23 protein-coding genes are annotated in these 22928 nt (G+C 69.3%); 10 read left to right on the top strand and 13 right to left on the bottom strand.

All coding sequences use genetic code 11. The features are described from left to right. Positions 1-12: 12 nt before the first annotated feature. Positions 13-951, top strand: a complete 939-nt coding sequence (rfbB, locus tag OIE13_RS32430; RefSeq protein ID WP_326645848.1) for a dTDP-glucose 4,6-dehydratase — start codon at positions 13-15, stop codon at positions 949-951. A 1-nt stretch (position 952) separates the two neighbouring features. Here rfbB and OIE13_RS32435 read toward each other — a convergent pair whose 3' ends face one another. The 4 genes from OIE13_RS32435 to OIE13_RS32450 form a co-directional block, all read right to left on the bottom strand. Then, positions 953-1636, bottom strand: coding sequence for a response regulator transcription factor (locus OIE13_RS32435; protein WP_326645846.1), 684 nt, complete (start codon positions 1634-1636; stop codon positions 953-955). Further along, positions 1633-2793 (bottom strand): sensor histidine kinase, encoded by a 1161-nt coding sequence (locus OIE13_RS32440; protein ID WP_326645844.1) that lies wholly within the window; start codon positions 2791-2793, stop codon positions 1633-1635. The genes OIE13_RS32435 and OIE13_RS32440 overlap by 4 nt, the downstream gene beginning before the upstream one ends. An 80-nt stretch (positions 2794-2873) precedes the next feature. Then, positions 2874-3839 carry a hypothetical protein gene (locus OIE13_RS32445; RefSeq protein ID WP_326645843.1) on the bottom strand — a complete coding sequence of 322 codons (966 nt, stop codon included), beginning with the start codon at positions 3837-3839 and terminating at the stop codon, positions 2874-2876. 13 nt (positions 3840-3852) lie between these two features. After that, a complete protein-coding gene (locus OIE13_RS32450) occupies positions 3853-5541 on the bottom strand; it encodes a carbamoyltransferase N-terminal domain-containing protein (RefSeq protein WP_326645841.1) in 1689 nt (562 codons plus the stop codon). A gap of 395 nt (positions 5542-5936) precedes the next feature. On the opposite strand from OIE13_RS32450, the gene OIE13_RS32455 reads away from it, so the two are divergent. From OIE13_RS32455 to OIE13_RS32470, 4 genes are all read left to right on the top strand, one after another. Beyond that, positions 5937-7166, top strand: a complete 1230-nt coding sequence (locus OIE13_RS32455; protein ID WP_326645839.1) for a class I SAM-dependent methyltransferase — start codon at positions 5937-5939, stop codon at positions 7164-7166. A gap of 101 nt (positions 7167-7267) precedes the next feature. Then, a complete protein-coding gene (locus OIE13_RS32460) occupies positions 7268-8299 on the top strand; it encodes a class I SAM-dependent methyltransferase (protein WP_326645837.1) in 1032 nt (343 codons plus the stop codon). Positions 8300-8343: 44 nt separating this feature from the next. Further along, complete coding sequence (locus tag OIE13_RS32465) at positions 8344-9882, top strand: tryptophan halogenase family protein (protein ID WP_326645835.1); 1539 nt, start codon at positions 8344-8346, stop codon at positions 9880-9882. Continuing rightward, positions 9875-10390, top strand: coding sequence for a flavin reductase family protein (locus OIE13_RS32470; RefSeq protein WP_326645833.1), 516 nt, complete (start codon positions 9875-9877; stop codon positions 10388-10390). Before OIE13_RS32465 ends, OIE13_RS32470 begins: the two co-directional genes overlap by 8 nt. 92 nt (positions 10391-10482) lie before the next feature. On the opposite strand, the gene OIE13_RS32475 is transcribed toward OIE13_RS32470, so the two are convergent. Together OIE13_RS32475 and OIE13_RS32480 are read right to left on the bottom strand one after the other, a co-directional pair. Then, complete coding sequence (locus OIE13_RS32475; RefSeq protein ID WP_326645831.1) at positions 10483-11559, bottom strand: hypothetical protein; 1077 nt, start codon at positions 11557-11559, stop codon at positions 10483-10485. 108 nt (positions 11560-11667) lie between these two features. Beyond that, the gene (locus OIE13_RS32480) at positions 11668-12054 is read right to left on the bottom strand and encodes a GntR family transcriptional regulator (RefSeq protein WP_326645828.1); all 387 of its coding nucleotides are present in this window, start codon (positions 12052-12054) and stop codon (positions 11668-11670) included. A gap of 278 nt (positions 12055-12332) precedes the next feature. On the opposite strand from OIE13_RS32480, the gene OIE13_RS32485 reads away from it, so the two are divergent. From OIE13_RS32485 to OIE13_RS32500, 4 genes are all read left to right on the top strand, one after another. Next, on the top strand, positions 12333-12722 hold the full coding sequence (locus OIE13_RS32485) for a hypothetical protein (RefSeq protein WP_326645826.1): 390 nt from the start codon (positions 12333-12335) through the stop codon (positions 12720-12722). Next, positions 12719-13270, top strand: coding sequence for an SdpA family antimicrobial peptide system protein (locus OIE13_RS32490; protein ID WP_326645824.1), 552 nt, complete (start codon positions 12719-12721; stop codon positions 13268-13270). The genes OIE13_RS32485 and OIE13_RS32490 overlap by 4 nt, the downstream gene beginning before the upstream one ends. Beyond that, positions 13264-14277 carry a sporulation-delaying protein SdpB family protein gene (locus OIE13_RS32495; RefSeq protein ID WP_326645822.1) on the top strand — a complete coding sequence of 338 codons (1014 nt, stop codon included), beginning with the start codon at positions 13264-13266 and terminating at the stop codon, positions 14275-14277. Before OIE13_RS32490 ends, OIE13_RS32495 begins: the two co-directional genes overlap by 7 nt. Before the next feature lie 155 nt (positions 14278-14432). Beyond that, entirely contained in the window at positions 14433-15206 is a 774-nt protein-coding gene (locus OIE13_RS32500) for an LmbU family transcriptional regulator (RefSeq protein ID WP_326645820.1), read from the top strand. On the opposite strand, the gene OIE13_RS32505 is transcribed toward OIE13_RS32500, so the two are convergent. The 4 genes from OIE13_RS32505 to OIE13_RS32520 all read right to left on the bottom strand — a co-directional run bounded on the left by OIE13_RS32505 (position 15163) and on the right by OIE13_RS32520 (position 19801). Beyond that, the gene (locus OIE13_RS32505; RefSeq protein ID WP_326645818.1) at positions 15163-16059 is read right to left on the bottom strand and encodes a DUF4429 domain-containing protein; all 897 of its coding nucleotides are present in this window, start codon (positions 16057-16059) and stop codon (positions 15163-15165) included. The two genes, OIE13_RS32500 and OIE13_RS32505, sit on opposite strands and share 44 nt — an antisense overlap. 74 nt (positions 16060-16133) lie before the next feature. Beyond that, complete coding sequence (locus OIE13_RS32510; RefSeq protein WP_326645817.1) at positions 16134-18665, bottom strand: ABC transporter permease; 2532 nt, start codon at positions 18663-18665, stop codon at positions 16134-16136. Next, positions 18665-19471: an ABC transporter ATP-binding protein gene (locus OIE13_RS32515; protein WP_326645815.1), complete on the bottom strand. Its 807-nt coding sequence runs from the start codon at positions 19469-19471 to the stop codon at positions 18665-18667. The genes OIE13_RS32510 and OIE13_RS32515 overlap by 1 nt, the downstream gene beginning before the upstream one ends. Before the next feature lie 99 nt (positions 19472-19570). Then, the gene (locus tag OIE13_RS32520) at positions 19571-19801 is read right to left on the bottom strand and encodes a hypothetical protein (protein WP_326645813.1); all 231 of its coding nucleotides are present in this window, start codon (positions 19799-19801) and stop codon (positions 19571-19573) included. A gap of 241 nt (positions 19802-20042) precedes the next feature. Here OIE13_RS32520 and OIE13_RS32525 point away from each other — a divergent pair, with 241 nt between their 5' ends. Further along, complete coding sequence (locus OIE13_RS32525; protein ID WP_326645811.1) at positions 20043-20639, top strand: dTDP-4-dehydrorhamnose 3,5-epimerase family protein; 597 nt, start codon at positions 20043-20045, stop codon at positions 20637-20639. Between the two features lie 228 nt (positions 20640-20867). Here the strand turns inward: OIE13_RS32525 and rfbD are convergent, their stop codons facing one another. The 3 genes from rfbD to OIE13_RS32540 form a co-directional block, all read right to left on the bottom strand. After that, positions 20868-21728, bottom strand: coding sequence for a dTDP-4-dehydrorhamnose reductase (gene rfbD, locus OIE13_RS32530; protein ID WP_326645808.1), 861 nt, complete (start codon positions 21726-21728; stop codon positions 20868-20870). A gap of 234 nt (positions 21729-21962) precedes the next feature. Further along, complete coding sequence (locus OIE13_RS32535) at positions 21963-22478, bottom strand: SRPBCC family protein (RefSeq protein WP_326645806.1); 516 nt, start codon at positions 22476-22478, stop codon at positions 21963-21965. Further along, complete coding sequence (locus tag OIE13_RS32540; protein ID WP_326645805.1) at positions 22475-22837, bottom strand: ArsR/SmtB family transcription factor; 363 nt, start codon at positions 22835-22837, stop codon at positions 22475-22477. Before OIE13_RS32540 ends, OIE13_RS32535 begins: the two co-directional genes overlap by 4 nt. Positions 22838-22928: the final 91 nt, after the last annotated feature.

Consider the following 22928-nt stretch of genomic DNA (forward strand, 5'->3'; position numbering starts at 1 on the left):
TGTGTCTCACTCATGAGAATCCTCGTCACCGGCGGTGCCGGGTTCATCGGGTCCCATTTCGTGCGCACCACCCGGGATGCCCGGATCACCGTGCTCGACCGGCTCACGTACGCCGCGGACCCCACCAACCTGGAAGGGGTGCCGCACGACTTCGTCCAGGGCGACATCTGCGACGCCGAGCTGCTCGGCCGGGTGGTCCCCGGCCATGACGTCGTGATCAACTTCGCGGCCGAGTCGCACGTCGACCGGTCGATCGAGGGGGCCGGCGAGTTCGTCCGCACCAACGTGCTCGGCACCCAGACGCTGATGCAGGCCTGCCTGGACGCCGGTACGCCGAGGGTCGTCCAGGTCTCGACGGACGAGGTGTACGGGTCGATCGAGACGGGCTCCTGGGACGAGGACGCCCCGCTCCGCCCACGCTCGCCGTACGCGGCGGCCAAGGCGGGCGGCGACATGATCGCCCGCGCCTACGCGATCACGCACGGGCTGCCGGTGTCGATCACCCGGTGCGGCAACAACTACGGGCCGTACCAGTTCCCGGAGAAGGTCATCCCGCTCTTCGTCACCAACCTGCTGGAGGGCGGGAAGGTTCCGCTGTACGGCGACGGCGGCAACATCCGAGACTGGATCCACGTCGACGACCACTGCCGGGGCATCCGCCTGGTCGCCGAACAGGGCGAGCCCGGCGAGGTCTACCACATCGCGGGCACCGCCGAGCTGACCAACCTGGAACTCACCCAGCGGCTGCTGGACGCGCTGGAGGCCGACTGGACCATGGTCGAGCGGGTGACCGACCGCAAGGGTCACGACCGCCGCTACTCGCTCGACGACGCGAAGCTGCGCGCTCTCGGCTACCGGCCGCTGACCGCGTTCGAGGACGGCCTGGCGGAGACCGTCCGCTGGTACGCCGACAACCCCTCCTGGTGGAAGTCCAAGCGCGCCGCAGGCTGAGTCACCGCGGGTCGTCGAGCAGGCCCGCGTCGTGGACGAGCAGCGCGATCTGGACCCGGTTGTTGAGGTCGAACTTGGTGAGGACGCTGGACACGTGCGTCTTCACCGTGGCCAGGCTGAGGTGGAGCATGGCGCCGATCTCGGCGTTGGACCTGCCCTGTCCGACCGCGATCGCCACCTCGCGTTCCCGGCCGGCCAGCCGGGCCAGCCGCTCCCGCGCCCGGGTGCGGCGCTCGTTCTCGCCGTCGTCGGCGACCCGGGCGATGAGGCGCCGCGTCACGGCGGGGGAGAGCACCGGGTTGCCCAGGGTGACCTGGCGCACCGCGGCCACGATCTCCGCGGGCGGGGTGTCCTTGAGCAGGTAGCCGGCCGCTCCCGCGCGCAGCGCGCGCAGGACATGGTCGTCGGCGTCGAAGGTGGTCATCACGATGACCTCCGGGGCGCCGGGGCGGGCGCGGAGCTCCCTGGTCGCGGTCAGCCCGTCCATGACGGGCATCCGGATGTCCATCAGGACGACGTCGGGGCGATGCCGGGCGGCCAGCGAGAGCGCCTCACTCCCGTCGCCCGCCTCCGCGACGATGTTGAGGTCGGGCGCGCCGCCCAGCATCATCACCAGCCCGGCGCGTACCAGGGGGTCGTCGTCGACGATGAGCACGCCGACCTGCCGTGGCTGCTGGGAGGTCATACCGGCCAGGGTAGCCAGGACGACAGGCGCCAGCCACCTTCGGCGGTGGGCCCGTGCTCCAGCCGCCCGCCGATCAGGGCGACACGTTCGGCCAGCCCGACCAGCCCCTGCCCTGAGCCCTCGCCGGGCGCGGGGGAGGGAGCGGGGGCGGCCGAGGGAGGGGTGACGGGCGCGGAGTTGCGCACCTCGATCGAGAGCCACTGGCCGGGTGTCCCCGTGGTGTGCACCCACACCTCCGCTCCGGGAGCGTGCTTGCGGGCGTTGGTGAGGGCCTCCTGCACGATCCGGTAGGCGGTGCCGGCGCTCCGGCCGGGAACGGTCCCGGGAACCTCCTGGGTGAGGTTCACCCGCATCCCGGCCCGCCGGGACTCGGCGGCGAGCTCCTCGACGTCGGCCAGGGACGGCTGCGACAGCTCGCCGACCGGGGCCCGCAGCACGCCGATGGCCTCCCGCAGGTCCTGCAGCGCCTGATGGGCGCTCTGCCTGATCACCTTGGCCGCGCGGGCGATGTCCTCCGAGGGGGCGTCCGGCCGGAACTCCAGCGCGCCCGCGTGCACGCTCAGCAGGGACAGCCGGTGCCCGAGGACGTCGTGGATCTCCCTGGCGATCGCCTCGCGGGCACGCTGCTGGGCCTCGGCCTCGGCCCTGGCGGCGCTCTCCCGCAGCGACAGCAGGAGCCGGCGCCGGTGGTGCACGAAAAGGCCCCAGCCGGTGGCGGAGCCCTGGGTCGCGACCCCCAGCAGGAACAGCAGCTCGCGCGACGTGCCGACCTCCTGCCTGATCACGGCGTAGACCAGCGCGGCGAGCAGGCTCAACGCGAAGACGGCGATCGTGGTCCGCGCCGCCCGGTGCACCGCCACCGTGAACAGTGCCACCAGCATCGCGCCCGCGACCAGCTCGGAGAAGGCCGACAGGACGACGAGGGTCAGGGCCAGCTCGACCGGATGGCGCCGCCGCAGCCACAGCGCGGCACAGCCCAGCACGCCGATCACCTGGTCGAGCTGGAACACCCAGGGCAACACGTCCGGGGTGGGCATCTGAAGACGCTCGGCGGCCGCCACGATTCCGAAGGCCGCCGCGAAGAGGAACAGGCCGATGTCCACGAGCCAGTCGCGTACGCTGCGCCGGGACGCGGGCGGCACGGCGAATTCATCCATCCCGGGTAAGTCTAGGACGCGGCACGGGGGCCTGGCGGCGGTGCGGCTTCCGGCACCGCCGCTGGCCGGGGCATTTCGCCTCATTCGTAGCCGTACTGCTCCAGCAGGTCACCGAACTGCTCGTTGAACCTGGCCAGGTTGCGCGCGGTGAACCGCTCCTGCCAGCCGCCGCTGCGGCCCTTGTAGAAGCTCCACGAGTCGGGGTTGTAGACCCGGCCCGCGACCTCCTCCGCGTCCCGGTCGGAGCCGAGATGGCGCAGCACCCGGTTCACCGCGTCGAGCTGCCGCTCGCGGGAGCCGCCCCCCTGCGGCCCGACCAGGTCCTCGTACCGCACCTTGCAGACCTTCGGGTGATTGAGCAGCCAGAGCGCCTTCTCGAACTGGTCCCGGCCGAGGAACGACCGGTCCCGCAACGCGTAGTCGATCTTCTCTTCCCAGGTGGGCTTGCCGGCCAGGATCGCGCTGAAGATGTCGGCCTCGAAGAAGTTGCCGTACCCCTCCCTGGTCCGCCCCTCCAGAAAGTTGATCATGGAGACGACGGCGTCACGCGGGTCACGGTAGTTGAAGATGAGCGGCGGGCTCGCGGTCTCCACCCACTCGCTCAGGAAGGTGCCGTCCACCCGCTCGATGTCCAGCTCGTGGAAGATCCAGCACAGGCCGGGCGGGGTGTCGGCGAACCGGCTGTAGGACAGGTGCGGGTTGGTGGCGAGCCCTTCGGCGTACTCGTACCTGGTGCGCCCGTACCGGTTGACCACCCGCTGGCCGAGCTGGCGCTGCCAGTGCCAGACCATCGTCCCCCAGAGCTCCTGGGCGCGCTCGGCGAACGCCTCGGTGCCCCGCAGCTCGACGAACTCGTCGTAGTCGAGCTTGGAGAGAACCTGCGCCGCGATGGCCATGCTCTGCTCCTCGTCGAACACGGGCACGGTGTGCGGCGCGGGCCGGGGCACACCGACCATCTTGAAACCCAGCTCCAGCATGAGTTCCTGCATCAGGTGGGTCCCGCTCTTCTGGAGCGAGATCACCATCGCGCGCGGTTCTCGGGTCATGTGTGCGGCTCCTTCACTCGCTGCCGTTGCGGACGCGGCGGTACAGGACGCCGTCGCTCCAGATGATGTCGATCCGGCCCCAGCGCATCGCGGAGACGACGTCGGGGAAGAACCCGCTCCCGCTCAGACCGGCACTCGTGCCGCACAGCACCGGAATCCCGCTCCACTTGCGGTACTCGCGCAGGATGGTGGTCAGCGTCGGATCGTCGTCCGCGCCGACCGTCTGCAACCGGGTCGTGCCGTCCAGGTGCTGGACGGCGGGGATCCGATCCACCCACTCAGGGCGGAGGCGGTGCTCGAACAGCATGTACGGGTCCGGCGTCCCCGGATCGAACACGTCCCGCGCGTGGTCGGCCAGGCATATCGGGGTGACCGGCCGGTGCCCGTCGCGCTGCTTCACCTCGTTCAGCAGCCGGCGCATGCCCGCGTCGACGGCGGGGGCCAGGATGCTGCGCGACCCCAGCGCCTGTGGGCCGAGCTTGGCCCGCCCGCTGAGCACAATCGCCGGCTTGCCGGTGAGGTGCAGCAGGCGGGCCAGTTCCTCCGGCCGGCACGGCGACACCGACCAGCCCGCGGGCAGATGCGGGTGGCGGACCGGCACGGGGCCGGCCCGCAGGTCCCACTCGAGTGGGCGCAGGCCGTCCACACGGCCCAGATGGGCCGCCGCGGCGCCGATCGCCGATCCCGAGTCGTCGGGGAAGGGCGGCACCCACATCTCGCGGATCGCCGGCTCCGCACGGAGCGCGGAGTTCCACTTGACGTTGAGCGCGCAGCCGCCCGCGAAGCACAGGTTGAACGGCCCGTCTCCCCGCCACGCCCGCATCCGCGGCACCAGTCGCTCGATGAGGAGCCTCTCCACGAAGTCGTGCAGGCCGGCCAGTACGTCGGCGTCGCCGCCGCCCAGCCGGTCCATCCGCTCGCGGAGCTCGCCCAGGTAGGCGTGTACGTATCGGTGGGACGGCTCGGCGGTGCCGCCGCAGCCGACGACCGCCTGCCGGTACTCCCGCGCCCGAGGTGTGTCCGCCTCGAAGTGCTCGTGGAACAGCGTGCGGAGCACCACCTGGATCTCGTCCTTGACGGTGCCCATCGCGATGTACGCCATGAGGTTCCCCGCCGCGCGGGGGTCGGGTTCGCCCTCCCCGCTCTCCCGGGGAAACGGTCCGAAATGCCGGGTGGCCATGGCGTACACGTCGCCGATGAGCGGGAACAGCGCGCCGTCGGCCTCGATCCGCCCGCTCTCGTCGACATGGTAGAGCCGTGGGAAGCCGTCGCCGTCCCACACCAGGACCATGGCGGGCTCGCCGCGCCGGGCGAACGGGCTCGTGCAGTAGGCCGCCGCGATATGGCTCGTCACATGCGGATAGCTGGTATATGGTCTGGACTTCCCGCCCAGTAGGACGGTGCCCCGGTGGCCGGGCAGGGCGGGGTCGGGCGCCGACCCCGTCTCCAGGTACGACGCCACCTCGACATCCAGCACCCGACCGCTTTTCGTGCCCGTCCAGCCGTCGACCACCCATTCGTCGACGTCGTCCACGTCGTATCCCCGGTCGGCCAGCAATTTCGGCAGGGTTTCCAGGTCCTGGACGCCGCTATAACGTGGGTTGTTGTCCAGCTGCTGGATCTCGATATTGAACTCGAGCCTGCCATCCCGGATCAGGGCGAGGCCGCCGCTCTTGGTCAGCTTGAGCCCGGCAGTAATCATCGGTCTCCTCCGCATTCGTCGCGCGGTTGCGCCGTGCCCGCCATTGATAGCGAATTAACAACGCAAAATGCTAGGCGGCCGTCGGCCGGGTGGCGCCGCAGGGTGCTCCCGCCGTACCAGATAAACCCCGAGGCGAACCGCCTCTTCGTCCCGCTGGCGGGACAGCGAACCGGCCCGGCTCCCGGAAATTAAATCAGTTCCCGGCCAGCTCAAGAAAGGCGAAACACCATCGCCGTAGGGTGCTCTGGGAACGAAGTGTTTGCCGAAAGAGCATTGCTTGCGGAAACTTGTACGGAGCGATTCCCGTTCCTTGGTCGAGGACACCGCGGATGAGTCCGCCCATTGACGCTCGGCCCACTCAACTCGCCGTCGGTTTTGGTCAGTCAGGAGCTCATATGCCGAACACATCCCAATGCCGCGTGTGCGGTGGCACTGTTCATGAGTTTTTCGACTTCGGGCGCCAGCCGCTGTCCGACGCCTTCCTCGCCCCCGGCTCCGACCTCGGCCAGGAGTTCTTCTTCCGCCTCGCCACCGGCCTCTGCGAGGCGTGCACGATGGTGCAGCTCATGGAGGAGGTGCCGCGGGACCGCATGTTCCACGAGGAGTACCCGTACTACTCCTCCGGGTCGGCGTACATGCGCGACCACTTCGAGGGGCTGGCCAAGCGTCTGCTCACGACCGAGCTCACCGGCGAGAACCCGTTCATCGTCGAGGTGGGATGCAACGACGGCGTGATGCTCAGGGCGCTCGCGGAGGCCGGCGTCCGGCACCTCGGCGTGGAGCCTTCCGGAGGCGTGGCCGACCTCGCCGCCGAGAAGGGGATCAGGGTCAGAAAGTCGTTCTTCGAGGAGTCGACCGCGAAGGAGATCCTCGCCGCGGAGGGGCACGCCGACGTCGTCTACGCGGCCAACACGCTCTGCCACATCCCCTACATCGGGTCGGTCCTGTCCGGCGTCGCCGCGCTGCTGGCGCCGACCGGAGTGTTCGTCTTCGAGGACCCCTACCTCTCCGACATCGTCGAACGGACCTCGTTCGACCAGATCTACGACGAGCACTTCTTCTTCTTCACCGTGCGGTCGGTTCGTGCGATGGCCGCCGCGCACGGGCTGGAGCTGGTGGACGTGGAGCGGCTCCCGGTGCACGGCGGGGAGGTCCGCTACACGCTGGCTCCCGCCGGGGCGCGGCAGCCGTCCGCCGCGGTGGCCGGGCTGCTGGCGGAGGAGGACGCGCGCGGGCTCGGCGAGATGGCCACGCTGCGCCGGTTCGGCGAGAACGTGCTGAAGATCCGCGAGGGCCTCACGTCACTGCTGCGCCGCCTTCGCGACGAGGGGAGGTCGGTGGTCGGGTACGGTGCCACGGCGAAGAGCGCGACCGTGACGAACCTCTGCGGCATCGGGCCCGACCTGGTCTCCTTCGTCTGCGACAGCACCCCCACCAAGCAGGGGCGGCTCACCCCGGGTACGCACATCCCGGTGCGGACGCCTGCGGACTTCTCGCGGCCCTACCCCGACTACGCCCTGCTGTTCGCCTGGAACCACGCCGAGGAGATCATGGCGAAGGAGCAGGAGTTCCGGGACGCGGGCGGCAAGTGGATCCTGTACGTCCCGGACGTGCGGATCGTGTGACCCCTCCCCGGCCCGCGAGCCGGGACCTTTCCCGCCTGTACCGGCTCGCTGAACGCGACGGTCGTGTCGCCTTCGCCGATGCCCGCTTGAAGGAGAGCTTGATGACCGCACACGCGACCGGATTCGGCCCGTCCTCCGACGGCACGGGGCTGTCCGCCAACATCTTCAACTCCACCGTGGCCGGGTTCGCGATCGCCGCCGCGTGGGAGGTGGGCGCGTTCGACGTCCTGAACGACCGCGGCGTGATCGACGTCCCCGCGTTCTGTGCGAAGCACAACCTGCATCTGCCGTCCATGCGGAGCATGTTCGCCGCGCTCGGCTCGGCCGGTGTGGTGGTCCGCGACAGTGCGGACGACGGTGCGGACACGGTGCGTGCCGGGTCGGCGTTCGCCGAGGTCTACCGGGACAAGGCGTTCTTCCACTGGCTGACCATCGGCTGCGCCGAGCTGTTCGCGAACATGCCGGGCATCGTCCGCAACGAGAACAGGGTCGGTGGTTTCTATCGGCGCAACGCCGTGGCCATCGGTTACGCCTGCAAGGACATCAACCGGCATTCGTTCGATCCGGTCTTCTGGGAGGCGATGGAGGCGCTCGACTTCGACTTCGGCACCGTCGCGGACCTCGGGTGCGGCAGCGGCGGGCGCCTGGCGCAGATCGCGAGCCGCTACCCCAACGTCCAGGGCATCGGGATCGACATCGCGCCCGACGCCCTCCGCGACGCCGCGGAGAACGTGGCCGCCGAGGGCTTCGGCGGGCGCTTCGACTTCATCGAGGCGGACGTGCGCGACCTGGGCCAGGACCCCCGCCTGGAGAAGGTGGAGGTGCTCACCTGCTTCATGATGGGCCACGACTTCTGGCCGCGAGAGCGGTGCGTGGCCTCGCTGCGCCGGCTGCGCGAGGCGTTCCCCAACGTCCGGAGGTTCCTGCTCGGCGACACGGCGCGGACCACCGGCATCCCCGACCGGGACAAGCCCGTGTTCACGCTGGCGTTCGAGACGGCCCACGACCTGATGGGCGTCTACCTGCCCACGCTCGCCGAGTGGGAGGGCGTGTTCGAGGAGAGCGGCTGGAAGTTCCTGAACGCTCGCGTCGTGCGGGTCCCCGCCGACTCCGTCGTCTACGAGCTGGCCTGACCGGGCCGAGATCCGGCCTTTCCAACGAATGTTGAGGAGCTTTAATGATCCGATCCGTGGTTATCGTGGGCGGTGGTACGGCCGGATGGATGACGGCCGGCTATCTGATGGCGGCGTTCGGCGACCGGATCGACGTGACCCTGGTGGAATCGCCCCAGGTGAAGCGGATCGGCGTCGGCGAGGCCACCTTCAGCACCGTGCGGCACTTCTTCGACTACCTCGGTCTTGACGAGGCCGACTGGCTGCCGAAATGCGCCGGGGGCTACAAGCTCGGCATCCGCTTCGAGAACTGGAGCGGAACGGGCGAGTACTTCTACCACCCGTTCGAGCGGCTGCGCGTGGTGGACGGATTCTCCATCGCCGACTGGTGGCTCGAACTGGGCGACCGCAGCAGGCCGTTCGACCGCTCCTGCTTCATCACCACGGCGCTCTGCGAGGCCAAGCGCTCGCCGCGGATGCGGGACGGGTCGCTCTTCGCCTCCGAGCTGGACGGCCCGCTGGGCCGGTCCACCCTGGCCGAGCAGCGGGCCCAGTTCCCGTACGCCTATCACTTCGACGCCGACGAGGTCGCCAGATATCTGGCCGACTTCTCCGTCAAGCGCGGTGTCCGGCACATCCTGGACAACGTGCAGCACGTCGCGCAGGACGAGCGCGGCTGGATCAGCCACGTGCACACCGCGGCCCACGGTGAGATCGCCGGTGACCTCTTCATCGACTGCACGGGTTTCCGCGGCATGCTGATCAATCAGACGCTCGGCACCGAGTTCCAGTCGTTCGAGGACGTGCTGCCCAACAACCGCGCGGTCGCGCTCCGGGTGCCGCGTGAAGAGGCCACGGACATGAGCCCGTACACCACGGCGACCGCGATGAGCGCGGGCTGGATGTGGACCATCCCGCTGTTCCGCCGTAACGGCACCGGCTACGTCTACTCCGACCAGTTCATCGGCCCGGAGGAGGCCGAGCGGGAGCTGCGTCAGGCCGCCGCGCCCGGCCAGGAGGACCTCCAGGCCAACCACATCCGGATGCGCATCGGCCGCAACCGGGAGTCGTGGGTCAAGAACTGCGTGGCGATCGGCCTCTCCAGCGCGTTCGTCGAGCCGCTGGAGTCCACCGGCATCTTCTTCATCCAGCACGGCATCGAGCAGCTCGTCAAGCACTTCCCCGACGAGCGGTGGGACAGCGACCAGATCGCGGCGTACAACACCCGGGTCGCGCACGCCGTGGACGGGGTGAAGGAGTTCCTCGTCCTGCACTACAAGTCCGCGCAGCGCGACGACACGCCGTACTGGAAGGAGGCGAAGACCCGCGCGATGCCCGCCGGGCTGCGGGAGAAACTCGACCTCGCCCAGTCACGCCTGCTGGACGAGGAGACCATCTACCCCTACTTCCACGGCTTCGAGAGCTACTCGTGGAACGCGATGAACCTCGGTCTCGGCAACCCTCCCCGTACGGCGCCGCCGGCGTTGAAACACCTCGACCCCGGCAACGCCCTGGCCGAGTTCGCCCGGATCAGGTCGGAGGCCGAGGAGATGGTCGCCGCGCTGCCCAGCTGTTACGAGTACCTGGCCGGTATCAATGGCTGACCGGCATCACCTCGTGACGCCGGACGCCTTCCGCGGCTTCATGAGCTCCTACTTCACCGGTGTCACGATCATCACGTCCATCGACGGCGACGAGCGGCCGCACGGGCTGACCTGCAACTCGCTCACCAGTGTGACGCTCGACCCGCCGACGCTACTGGTCTGCCTGGACATCCGGAGCGGGACGCTGGCCGCGGTCGGCAGCCGGGGAGAGTTCACGGTGAACCTGCTCGACGACGGCGCCCAGAGCACGGCGGAACTCTTCGCCTCGCCGGAATCCGATCGCTTCGATCAGGTCGCCTGGCGGAGGACGGCGCTCACCGGGCTGCCCTGGCTGGTCGAGGACGCCTTCGCGGTGGCCGAGTGCCAGGTGGCCGAGACGTTGGTCGTGGGCGACCACGCGGTGCTCTTCGGCCGGGTCGTGAACGTGGAGGCCGGTCCTGGAAACCCGCTGCTGTACGGCATGGGGGCGTTCTCGGGTGGGAGGTCGCGGCCGGTGCCGGCCTCCTGACCCGCCCTCCTGACCCGCCCGATGGCACGACCTCGAAGAAAGGAGCCTGCTCCGCCCGGCCACCGTCGTCACCACCGCGCTCACCGGATGGCTCAACCGCCGCACGACAGGTCGTGAGCCGTCACGCCGAGCCCCGCTGAGGGCCACAGCCGCTGGGGCCTCCGCTTCTCCTGGAGTTCGCCGGCCCCACCGGTCCCGCCGGCGAGGTAGCGGGTCGTGATCCCCGGGACGGTGGCCGGGCAGGTGGGGGGTCGCCCGCGCAGGGCACGCCTGATCTCCTCGGCGCCGCCGGCGGCGTCGTCGACGGTCACCACGAATTCGCCGCCCCCGCGTAGCGCCACCAGGAGCCCCTCGCCCTTACGGATCACGATGGCGTGCCGTCTGATGCCGCGCAGCCGCCAACCCCAGCCCCACTCCCGCGGATCGATCTCGATCTTCTCCGCGGTCTCGATCCGGCTGAGCGGGATGCGCCGGATGAGACCGAACGGGATGCGGCCCCGGACCGAGAGCGCCGTTCCGTCGAAGGAGGCGACGATTCCGCCCCACAGATGCAGCGTGGTCAGCGACAGGAGAGCCGGTACGGCCATCCAGTACGTACCGGCGATCGTGAGCACGACCATGATGCAGGTGACCGTGAACGTCTTCCACACCAGGTCGGGATTGCGGGACTGACCGATCCACACCATACGCCCCCGCCGGGAGCGTGCCTGGCCGATGATCGGCTCGGTCGGCAGGTCGGTGGTCTCACGCGGGCCCCGCCGCAGCGGATGCACGGCGATCGCGCCGAACACGAGGGCCAGCGCTCCACCGGCAATCGTGATGACCTCCGAGGCCGGTGACGTGGTGGCCTCTCGCCAGGTCGGGGCGTCCAGGTTGGCGCCCACCGTGCCCAGTAGCACGGCGAGCCCCAGCGTGGTGGGCAGGGCCACGGCGCCGCCCGCGGCGGCCCTGCGCCCGAGCGAGCCCGGGGGCCGCAGGTAGGCGAGCAGGGCCAGGATCGACCACGCGCTCGCGCCGACTATCAGGATGTCCCGGATCAGTGGTTGCAGTGGGGCTGACTCATCGGGGCGTCCGTCGGTAAAGTGGGCGGCCACCGGGTCGGGCAGACGCTCGCTGAGGAGGAAGGGCACCGCCAGGGCCAAGACGAACACGCTGAGAGGAGCGAGCACCACAATGAGTAAGAAACGTATTGCCGCTCGCCTATCCTCCTCCTGGAATCGCATATTCCTCCACTATTATAACATTTATCTAAAAGCGGATAGATGACGCTGTATTGATCAGTCCGAGATGGTGTCATAACCTGTGTTGCTTCGGAAAGCGTGTGACACAAGATTCATCAGAGCACTCTCCGTGATGCCGGCCCGTCGCGCTTCGACGACGAGGCTCACGAGCGCTCTGTCCAGGCGCCGGTCTCCACTTCGTGTCCCGGGGGCGATGACCACGGTTCCCCTGCCGCGGCGTACCTCGACCATGCCCTCGTCGCGGAGCAGCGCGTAGGCGCGCAGCACCGTGTGCAGGTTCACCTGAAGGCTCGCCGCCAGTGTCTTGGCGGGAGGCAGGTGGTCACCGGGTCGCAACGTTCCCGTGATCAGCTCGCGCCGCAGGCCCCGGGCGATCTGGTCAAAAAGCGGGACTGTGGAGTTAGGGTCGATGTTCAGCTTCATAAGGTCTCAAGATTGGGCGCCTCCGCCGTAGGCAAAAAGGTGGTATGGCGTCTGGCCAGGCCATTGGCCCCTTTACTGATTGTTATAGAAATTATAGGATAACTTCCGTCTTGCCCGATACGGGTTGTTACGGGGTGCCAATGCAGCATAGACAGGTATCTATAGGACTATTGTGCGCTATAAGCCTCTTAGGTGCCTCCAGTGCGCTGGGGGCCACAGAGGTCAGACGTTATGACGGGGAAGCCCTGTTCCGAGGGCTTTTCCTGGGACAGGGCCAGGTGGCGGAAACGTATCCGGACCTGCGCGCCCCATCCTCGACCGGAGCCTGGCCCGCAGCCAAGGCGGAGCAGCTGGTCGCCGGGATAAAGCGCGCCGAGCCGGACTTCTTCCCCGCCTTCGAGACCGCGATCACCAGCGGCGACCGGATCCGCATCGAGCAGGCCGCGTCCACCGCTGGCGAGCTGGCCGCGAAGACGCCGGTCGGCGACAGCGGTCTCGCGTCCGCTCCCGACGTCGCCTACTCCTTCATCGTGGTCGATTCCACGCTGCTCAAGCAGACCAACACCATCTGGAACACCAACCGGTTCTGGAGCGTCATCCCCGAGGGTGGCACCGTTCTGGCCCAGGAACGCTGGGTCGACGACGTGGCGAAGACTCTTGCCCGGTGAACGCCGACGCCAGGCTGGGCATGTCCGCCGCCGCACTCGGCCTCGGGTGGACCGCCCTGATCCTCTATGTCGTCATCGGCCAGCTGCCCAGCGCCGCCCTCCGGCTGCCCGCGCAGCGAACGGTGAGCGAGGCGGCGCGGCTGGTCGCTCCCCAGGGGTGGGCGTTCTTCACCAAGTCCGCCCGCGAACCGAGGGAGACCGTGTGGCGCGCGTCCGCCACCGGAGCGTGGCAGTCCGTCGCGCTCGGGCCACACGCCGAGCCGCGCAACCTGTGGGGGTTTGACCGACGCTCCCGCGCCGAGGGAGTCGAACGCGGCATCCTGCTCGCGGCCGTACCCGCCGACCGGTGGCGCGACTGCCGACGCGAGGTGACCGGATGCCTCGGACTACCCGGCGCGGCGGTGCCGGTGCGCAACCCCTCTCCCGATCCGATTCTCTGCGGAACGCTTGAGGTGACACGGCAGAAGCCACTGCCGTGGGCCTGGGCGGACGCCGCGGCGCACACCCAGATGCCGGTCTCGGTGGTGCGATTGGAGGTCGCATGCTGAGTGGACTCGGCGCGAAGGCACGGGGAATCGCCGAGACGAGTCCGTGGACGAACGTGTACGGGCTGGCCAGGACCCTGCTCGCCCTCTGCACCCTGACCACGCTGCTCGCCAGCGAGACCTCCTCGCTCTTCAGGCCCGCGCAGGGCGTTCCCGACTACCCGTACTGTGACGGCGCCGCCGCCTACGGCCTGTTCTGCGTCCTCGACGCCGACCAGGCGCATCCGGTGGCCATCGCGGTCCTCGCTGTCGCCGCCTCCGGGTGGCGGCCGCGGTTCACCGCGCTGCCGCACTGGTGGGTGGCCGTGAGCTTCCAGGCGTCCGCGACGATCCCCGACGGCGGGGACCAGGTCGCCGCGGTGCTCACCCTCCTGCTCCTGCCGATCGCGCTGACCGACGGACGCGCCTGGCACTGGGGACACCCCCAGGCCGTCGGTGATCCGGTCACCTCGCTGGTCGCATGGTCGGCCCTGCTTGTCATCCGTGTCCAGGTCGCGGGCATCTACCTGCAGTCCTCGGTGGCGAAGCTGGGCCGGGAGGAATGGGCCGACGGCACCGCCCTGTACTACTGGCTCAGCGATCCGCTGTTCGGTGGTCCCGGCTGGGCGGCGGGGGTTCTCGAACCTCTGCGCGTCTCATCGGTCGGCGTCACGCTGCTCACCTGGGGGCCGGTGGCGATCGAGTTCGCCCTGGTCATGGGGCTGGTGTCCCGGCGGGCCGTCCGGCCGTACCTGCTGGTGGCCGGTCTCACCCTGCACACCCTCATCGGGCTGCTCATGGGGCTGGGAAGCTTCGCTCTGGCGATGTTCGCCTGCCTCGTCATATACCTGAGACCTCTGGACCGGCCGTTCGCGTTCGGGGACGTGACTCTTCCGATGCTTCTTCCACACCGACTGCGCGTCCTTACCGGCTCTGCCCGGCAGGCGATGGCACGCATCGCCCGTCAGCCCAGGGACGCGAGTGTTGCCGAGGCCGGCCTCGGCCTGACCGATACCGACGCACGCCGCTGACCATCTGGCGGCCGGCCAGAAGAGGGCCGGCGCCGCGGCACCTATTCGAGCTGCGCACCTTCGTGGTCTGGCTCCGCGCACTCGGAGCGATCACGATTCGGCCGTTCACGCCGTACTGATGCGAGGAGCAGCGATATGGCGAAGGAAGGAAAACGATGAGCAAGCCTCTCGTTCGGGGAAAGAAAGGCGGCGAGAGCCGCGTGACACCGGTCCTGTCTCAGGAGAACGGGATCAACCACCGTCTCGGGCTCGACCGGACGGTGATACCGAGAAGAACCGGTCTGCAGTTTCCGGCCCAGATCCCGTTCGCCAACTGGGAGAGCATCGGTCGCCAGCTCTCCCTCATCGCCGACTCCTCCGCGTGGTGGCTGGGCGACTGGCTGGTCTACGGGGAGAAGCAGTACGCCGACCGCTACCGGACGGCCATCGAGCGGACGTCGCTGGACTACCAGACGTTGCGCAACTACGCCTGGGTGGCCCGCCGCTTCGGCCTGCCCCGGCGCCGGGACAAGCTGAGCTTCGCCCACCACGCGGAGGTGGCGGCGCTGAGCGTGCCCGAACAGGATCTGTGGCTACAGCGCGCCGAGCAGCACGCCTGGTCCAGGAACCGCCTGCGCAAGGAGCTCAGGCAGGCGGCCGCCCTGAGAAACGGGGAGGGCGAGCCGGCCGAGGCGCCGAGCCCGCCGGTGGGCGGTGACGGGGTTGACACCGAGACCTCAGGCGGCTCCGGGCTCGCCGTGAAGCTGCAGCTGAGCCCGAGCCAGGAACAGCTCGAACGCTGGGAGTTCGCCGCGCGCAAGCACAACTGCGACCTGGTCAACTGGATGGTTCTGGCGCTGGAGAAGTTCGCGCGGGAGGTCACGCAGGAGGGTGCCGGGTCCGTGGCTAGAGCTCCATCCGGCGCAGCAGCGACCGCTTGGCCGAGCTGAACTCCTCGTCGGTGAGCACACCGGAGCGGTGTAGATCGCCGAGCTCGGTCAGGCGGCGCACCAGGGCGTCGTGCTCCTCCAACTCGGCCAGGCGCTGCCGCCGATCGTCCGGCCGGCTCGGCGGCAGCGCGGGCGGCAGCGCGGCCGGCTCCTCGGCACGGCGCGACAGCCGGGCCAGCACGGCGGCGGCGACCAGGACGGTCGAGCCGCCGTACCGCTGCACGCCCCAGGACAGGCAGTGCAGGTCCTTCTCCGGCGACACGGCGGGGGCGGCGCCCCTGAGGCGGAAGCGGAGGCGGCCATAGCCGATGCCGGTCTGCGGGGCCCACTCCACGCCCTCCACATCTCGCAGCGGGAACGTCTGCGGACCTGCCTCCTCCTTGACCGACTTGGCGAACACGCTCCACTCCAGGCGAATCCGCTCACCGTCGAAGTTCACCGTGCCGTCGCCCGCCGAGGCCGACACCGGTACGGCGGGGCCGGGCAGCAGGAAGGACTCACAGGGACCGCTCGGCACCTGCTCCAGCATCAGGTGGGTGCGCACCTCGTCGGCGAAGTACTCGGCGGCCCCGGTGCGCCCCTTGGGGACGGTCAGCCGGTACGGATCGGCGGATCCCGACAACCGCCCGGTGACCACGTCGGTCAGCGGATCGGCTCCCGGCCGCAGGCGAAGCTGCAGGTTGCCCCCCTTGCGCGAGGGCTCGAACGACACTCCGGAGATCGCTGTGAGGGGGATCTCCAGTTCGCCGAGCGTCTTGCGTAGTTCGTGGACGTCGCTGTCCCCGCCTGGCACGATCCTGAGGATTTCACTGTCGAACGTCCATGATCCGTCCGGAATGGAGATCTCGGCCATGTCGTCACCCTAGGACATCCGGGAGCGTCGCAGTACGCCCCCGGCAGACGTCGGTCGTGTCACCTGTCGACGGCTCACTGGTGCTGGATGGCCCGCAGGACGTTCATCCGCGAGGCCCGCCGGGCCGGCCAGATCGCCGCCACGACACCGATCAGGACGGCACTGAGCAGGTAGAGCCCGAGCCGGCCGTACGGGATGTCGAGTACCTCGACGCCGTCGGCCGCCATCACCCGCTGCAACGCCCAGCCGAGCGCGGTCCCGAGAGCCAGACCGGCCACGGCACCGAACAGCGAGACCATCACCGACTCGTAGCTGATCATGGATCGGGTCTGGCTGCGGCTCATCCCGACGGCTCGGAGCAGCCCGATCTCGCGGGTCCGCTCCATCACCGACAGGCTCAACGTGTTCACGATGCCCAGCGCGGCGATGGCGATCGAGAGCACCAGCAGGACCACGATCAGGTTCAGCACCTGATCGATCTCCTGGCGGGCGTCGGCCCGTACCGCCTCGCGATCCTTCGGCTCGACGTTCGGGTAGGCCTGAAGCGCCGACCGCACGTCCTGCAGGGCCCGCTCCCCGCCGCCGTCGTCGAGGTCGACGAACGCCTTCTGGATCAGACCGGCCGGAGCGTGCGCCTGGTAACCGGCCGGGCTCACGATGAAGGACATGCCCAGCACCTCGTTGGCGGCGAAGAGTCCGCTCACCCGCAGGGTCGCGGTGGACCGGTCCGGGTACCGGCCGGTGATGGTGCTGCCCACCTTCCAGCCACGCTCCGCGGCGAGTGCGCTCTGCACGAGCAGCCCGTCGGCGGCCAGGGTGCCGGTGCCGTCCTCGATCCTCAGGTTGGCCGGACCCGCCAGCGCGACCGGGTCGGCGACCAGGACGGGCACCTGTCCGTCGGCGATCCTCATCGTCCCGTGCCGGACCGCGGTGACGCCGCGCACGCCCGGGACGGCGGCCACCCGGTCCACCGTCTCCTGGCTGAAACCGGTGAGACCGCGCGGGTCCAGGGAGAGGTCGGCGCCGAACTGACGCGCGATCCTCTGGTCGGCGGACGTGCTCATCGAGCCGGCCACCACCGTCGCCACCGAGACGAGCGCGAGCCCGACCATCAGCGCCGACGCCGTGGCCGCGGTACGGCGGGGATCCCGCCGGGCGTTCTCCCGGCTCAGCCGCCCGACCGTGCCGCCGAGCCGGGAGATCGGCCAGCCGAGCAGCGCGATGACCGGCCGGCTCAGGAACGGGCTGAGCATCGTCAGGGCGAGCAACGCCAGCAGACCGCCGCCGATCACCAGGGCCGTGCCCCCCGCCTTCCCGGTCGCCAGGCCCGCGGCCGGCGCTCCCGCGCCCAGCAGCGCCATGACGACGCCGGCGACGAGGCGGAGGGTCATCGAACGGCGGGTGAGCGCCACGTCGTCGCGCATCGCCGCGACCGGCGGGATCTTCGCCGCGCGGCGCGTCGGCAGGTAGGCGGCCAGCAGCGTGACGAGCATGCCGACCGCGTACGCCCAGATCACGGTCGAGAGCTCGACCACCGGCGTGCGCAGCGGAACCTGGGTGCCGCCGGTGAACCGCTCGAACAGCAGCCTCAGCCCGTAGGACAGTCCCACGCCGGTGAGCAGGCCCAGGGTCGAGCCGAGGAAACCGATCCCGAGCGCCTCGCCGAGAACCGCCCGGGTCACCTGGGCGCGGCTCGCGCCCATGGCCCGGAGCAGCGCGAGCTCCCGGATCCGCTGCACGACCAGCATCGTGAACGTGTTGAGGATGATGAACGATCCGATGAAGACCGCCACACCGGCGAACACCAGCAGGAACCGGCTGATCAGCTCGAAGAGCGAGCTCAGCTGGGACTTGACCTCCTCCACCTCGTCCGCGCCGGTCTTGGCCTCGTACTGCGCCGGGAGTGCCGCGCCGACCTGCTGGAGAAGCTGCTGCTGCGAGACGCCCTCGCGTGGCCGTACGAAGATCGCCGAGTACTGCCCGGGGCCGGTCAGCAGGGCCTGCGCGGTCTCGGGGGCGAACATCACGTAGGTGGCGGCACGGCCGACCTGGTCGTTGACCGCCCTGAAGACGCCGGCGACGCGCATGGACCTCGTCGCCCGCGCGGTCACCACGCTGACCGAGTCGCCGACCTTGAGCTGCCCCTCGGCCGCGGTGCGCTCCTCGACGACGACATCGTCGGCCGCCGAAGGCTCCCGGCCGGAGAGTATCTGAAGGCCCGCGCCCGGGCGCTCCAGGTACGCCGCGCCCAGGTGCGCCGCGCGGTCCTCACCGACGATCCTCCCGTCCTGGCGGACGATCGCCGCGTACCCGTCGTGCTGCCCCTTGAGCTCTCCGGCGCCGGGCACGCTCTGCTGCAGCGTGCTGACCAGAGAGGCCGGTATCGTGGCCGGCGTCGCGTTCTCCCCCTCGGCCGGTTTGGGCCGGACGACCACGGTCGTGGTCTCGGTCCGCCCCGCGAAGATCGGGTCGAAGCTCTGGGTGGCGGTGTCCCGGAAGATCATCGTGCCCGCGACGAAGGAGACCCCGAGCGTCACCGCGAGCACGGAGAGCAGCAGCCGGACCCGATTCGCCATGAGATTGCGCAGTGTGAGCTTTGCGAGCATCAGATCCGCCCCCGCTTGCCAGGGGTCGTGCTGCTCGCCCCCGCGGGTTCGAACCTCTTCAGCCGCTCCAGGACCTTCTCCGCGGTGGGTTCCGGCATCCGGTCGACGACGCGGCCGTCGGACAGGAAGATCACGTGATCGGTGTACGCGGCGGCCGTCGGGTCGTGGGTGACCATGACGATGGTCTGGCCGGTCTGCCGTACCGACTTCTGCAGGAAGCCCAGCACCTCGGCACCGGACCGGGAGTCGAGGTTACCGGTGGGCTCGTCCGCGAAGATGACGTCCGGCTTGCCGGCGAGCGCCCGCGCGCACGCCACCCGCTGCTGCTGGCCGCCGGAGAGCTGGTTCGGACGGTGGTCCAGCCGCTCGCGCAGGCCGGTGGTCTCGATCACGGAGTCCAGCCATTCCTGATCGGGCGTGCGGCCGGCCAGCCGGATCGGCAGGACGATGTTCTCCAGCGCGGTCAGGGTGGGCAGCAGGTTGAAGGACTGGAAGATGAAGCCGATCCGGTCCCGGCGCAGCCGGGTGAGCTGCTTCTCGTTCAGGTCCGTCACGTCCTGGTCGCCGACGAACACCCGCCCGGAGTCCACACTGTCCAGCCCCGCCATGCAGTGCATGAGGGTGGACTTGCCGGAACCGGACGGTCCCATGATGCCGGCGAACCGGCCACGCGGGATGTTCAGCGACACGCCGTCGAGGGCCGCCACCGCCGTGTCTCCGGTGCTGTACCGCTTGGAGATGTTCTCCGCGCGGGCGGCAACGGGCTCACCCGTCTCCTCCGCCAGCACCGCCGTCGAGTTCTTCATTTCCGGCTCCTCGGACAGGTGGGTAATGGTCGTGACAATTCGTTCATGGCCTCTGCTGACATCCCGACATTGGATAGGTGGGGTGGAGAGCGCGGGACGCTAAGACGCCGGAGCTCTTTCCGCGGCGATGATCACAACAATCCCGAGGATCGCCAGGATCAGGTTCGCGTAGATCTCGTAACCTTCGAGGAAGGCCACGTTGTTGACGATGACGCGGTTAAAGAAGTTGAGCACTGCGCCGAGGACGGGCTGAACGGCGATCTGGTCGATGGCCCCGCTTACGCCTTCGAGGATCATGATGAACCCGATGAGCTGTAAGGATTTACGCACGATTCAACATTAAGGCCGGTCGTGGCGGCGGGAATCGGTCGTCGGCATCTCCCGTCTCAACCGAAGTCGCCGATACGGAACCTGCTTTCCGACTAAAGTATGGGCCGCATCGACTTTGGTATCACGACCGTCGGCGGGATCCCCAAAGCTGACCGTCTGCGGTCAGCATTGGATCGTGGCGGGAAAGGCCACAGCACGTTCTACACGGTCCGGTAAACGGCCGGGATCAGGAGCAGCCGAGATGCAGCCACTGAAAATCAAAGGCGCATGGATTGACGACCCGAAAATCCACATCGACGATCGGGGAGCTCTCCACGAATGGTTCCGCGAGGAGGAGTTCCACGCGGTCACCGGACGGCGGCTGCGGCTCTCCCAGGCCAACTGCTCCGTTTCGCGCCGGGGCACCCTGCGCGGGATTCACGTCGCCGACGTGCCACCGGGCCAGGCGAAGTACGTCAAGTGCGTGCGAGGGGCGATGCTGGATGTGATCGTGGACATCCGGGTCGGCTCACCGATGTTCGGCCAGTGGGAGATGGTGCGCCTGGACGACGAGGACCACCGGGGAGTGTTCCTGTCCGAAGGGCTGGGGCACGGCCTGCTCGCACTGACGGACGACGCGACCGTGATCTACCTGTGTTCGGAGGGCTACAACCCGACCAGGGAGCACGGTATCCACCCGCTGGATCCCGAACTGGGCATCACCTGGCCGGCGGACGTCGAACCGCTCCTGTCACCCAAGGACGCCGCGGCGCCCACCCTCGCCGAGGCGCGCGCGGGCGGCCTCCTGCCCTCCTACGAGGAGTGCCTGGCCTTCTACGCCTCGCACGCCCGCCCTTAGGACCTCACCGGCCCGTCGCGACGGTTTTCGGCCATCGCGTCGGCGCGCCGGCCGCGAACCGTCACCGGGTCTCCGCGGCCCACCGTCGACGGGCGGGCGCGTACCTTCTCAGCGGAGCGGCTTCGCCGGCTCGGGATGGGCCTTACGCAGGGCGTCCCGCCAGGGGCGGAGCGACTCCAGGCCGAGCTCTCGCCACCGCTCGTGCCCCCTCGGCGGGCGCGTACCTTCTCAGCGGAAGGGCTTCGCCAGCTCGGGATGGGCCTTACGCAGGGCGTCCCGCCAGGGGCGGAGCGGCTCCAGGCCGAGCTCTCGCCACCGCTCGTGCCCCAGGACGCTGAAAGCCGGTCGCCTCGCCGGGCGGACGAAGCCCTCGGAGGTCGTCCGGCGCACCCGGTCGGGATCGGTGCCGGACAGCCGGAAGATCTCCTGGGCGAACTCGAACCAGCTGGCCTTTCCGGAGTTGGTGGCGTGGAACATCCCCGCCGCCGAGCCGAGCTCGCCGAGCGTGATCAGCCGGTCCGCGAGGTCCGCGGCCCAGGTGGGCTGCCCGAACTGGTCGTCGACCACCTCGACGGTCTCCCGCTCCGCCATGAGACGGAGCATGGTGCGCGCGAAGTTCGGCCCGTGGGCGCCGTACAGCCAAGCCGTCCGGACCACGGCCGCGGAAGGCAGCGCATCGAGGACCGCCTGCTCTCCGGCCAGCTTGGTCCGCCCGTACGCGCTCCGGGGCTCGGCCGGATGGTCCTCGCCGTACGGGATGGTGGCGTCACCGGAGAAGACGTAGTCGGTGGAGACGTGAACCAGCCGGGCGCCGTGCCGCGCACAGGCCTCGGCGAGCAGCCGCGGACCGTCGGCGTTGACCCGGTACGCCTCTCGCTCCCGTTCCTCGGCGTCGTCCACCGCCGTCCAGGCAGCGCAGTTGACCACGACCCGCGGGGCGAGCGCCTGAAAGGCCGACTCGATCTGGGCCCGATCACAGACGTCCAGGTCCCGGCGGCCCCGCGCGGCGACGCCGTACCCTCGTCCGCGCGCCAGCGCGACCACCTCGTGCCCGAGCATGCCTGTCGCCCCTGTGACGAGCCAAGTCATGACGTCCTCTCCCTGAGCGGTCGACCAGGCGAGTGCTTCCCGGTATCGCGACTCTGATCACTCTAGGTTTGGAAGTCGAGATTTTCGCGAAAAGCGGCCATCATCTATTTCGAGCTGAGCGCCGCGGCCACCGCATCGGTCGCTCAGTCGCCGGACTGCCACCATCACCACCGAGGACTTGCCTGGCCTTGAACAACCATCTTGGCCCCTGAGGAACAGGTCGTCTGGCCCCGGTCAGCGATCGTGTTGGCCGGCTGTGAACGACGTGATCGGCTCCACCCGGACATGGTGTCGCGGCTGTTCAGGGTCGCCAGGTTTCTCGCCGGTACGAGTGTGGCTCGTGGCCGCCGTTTCACCGAGACGACGGAGCATGTGCGCCCAGCCGTCGCCGGTCTCCTCTTCGAGTAGGGCCGGCAAACCGCTGTGGTGGAGGGTGAGCTTGGTGCCGTCACCGTCCCGGGTCAGGGTGACTTCGACCCGGGAGGCCTCGGGTGGGATGTCGGGCGCTCCCGGCGTGGCCTCCCAGCCGAAGGTGAAGACGATCCGTTCATACGGCACGAGCTCCACGAACCGCCCGAGCATCACCGGGCGTGGGCCCTCGTGCATCGCGACCTGCAGGGTGCCGCCAGGGCGGGCGTCCAGCTCGGACGTTCCCCACCATCGCGCCAGGCGTGCCGGGTCCGTGAAGAACCGCCACACCGTCTCGGGACGCGCGCGGATGTGCAACGTCTGCTCGATCGTCCTGCTCACAATGATCCCTTCGCATCCTGGTCGCCGGTGTGCGCGTGTTCTTCTCGTTCGGCCTCGCGCTGGAGGCGGCTGAGCGAGGTGGACCACATCGTCTCCAAGAACGTCACCGCCTCGGCCAGGCCCTCGGGACGTAGTCGGTAGAAGCGGCGGTTGCCTGCGCGGCGGACGTCGACGAGGCGGGCTGCTGTCAGCGTCCGCAGATGCTGGGAGACCGCCGGGCGACTGATCTCAGGAAAGCGCTCGGCGATCTCGCCTGCCGACACCTCGCGGTCCCGCACCAGGACGAGGATGGCGCGGCGGGTCGGGTCCGCCACCGCCCGCAGGGCGTCGTCCATGGCCCACCGCCTTTGTTTGCGCACTGTCTGGAGAGTATGTAAGTGTTTAAGCAACATCTTACATACTTTCGAGGTGAGAGGAATGCGCCATGTCAGGAGACGGCAACACCCAAAC

Source organism: Streptosporangium sp. NBC_01810 (assembly GCF_035917355.1).
Classification (GTDB): Bacteria; Actinomycetota; Actinomycetes; order Streptosporangiales; family Streptosporangiaceae; genus Streptosporangium.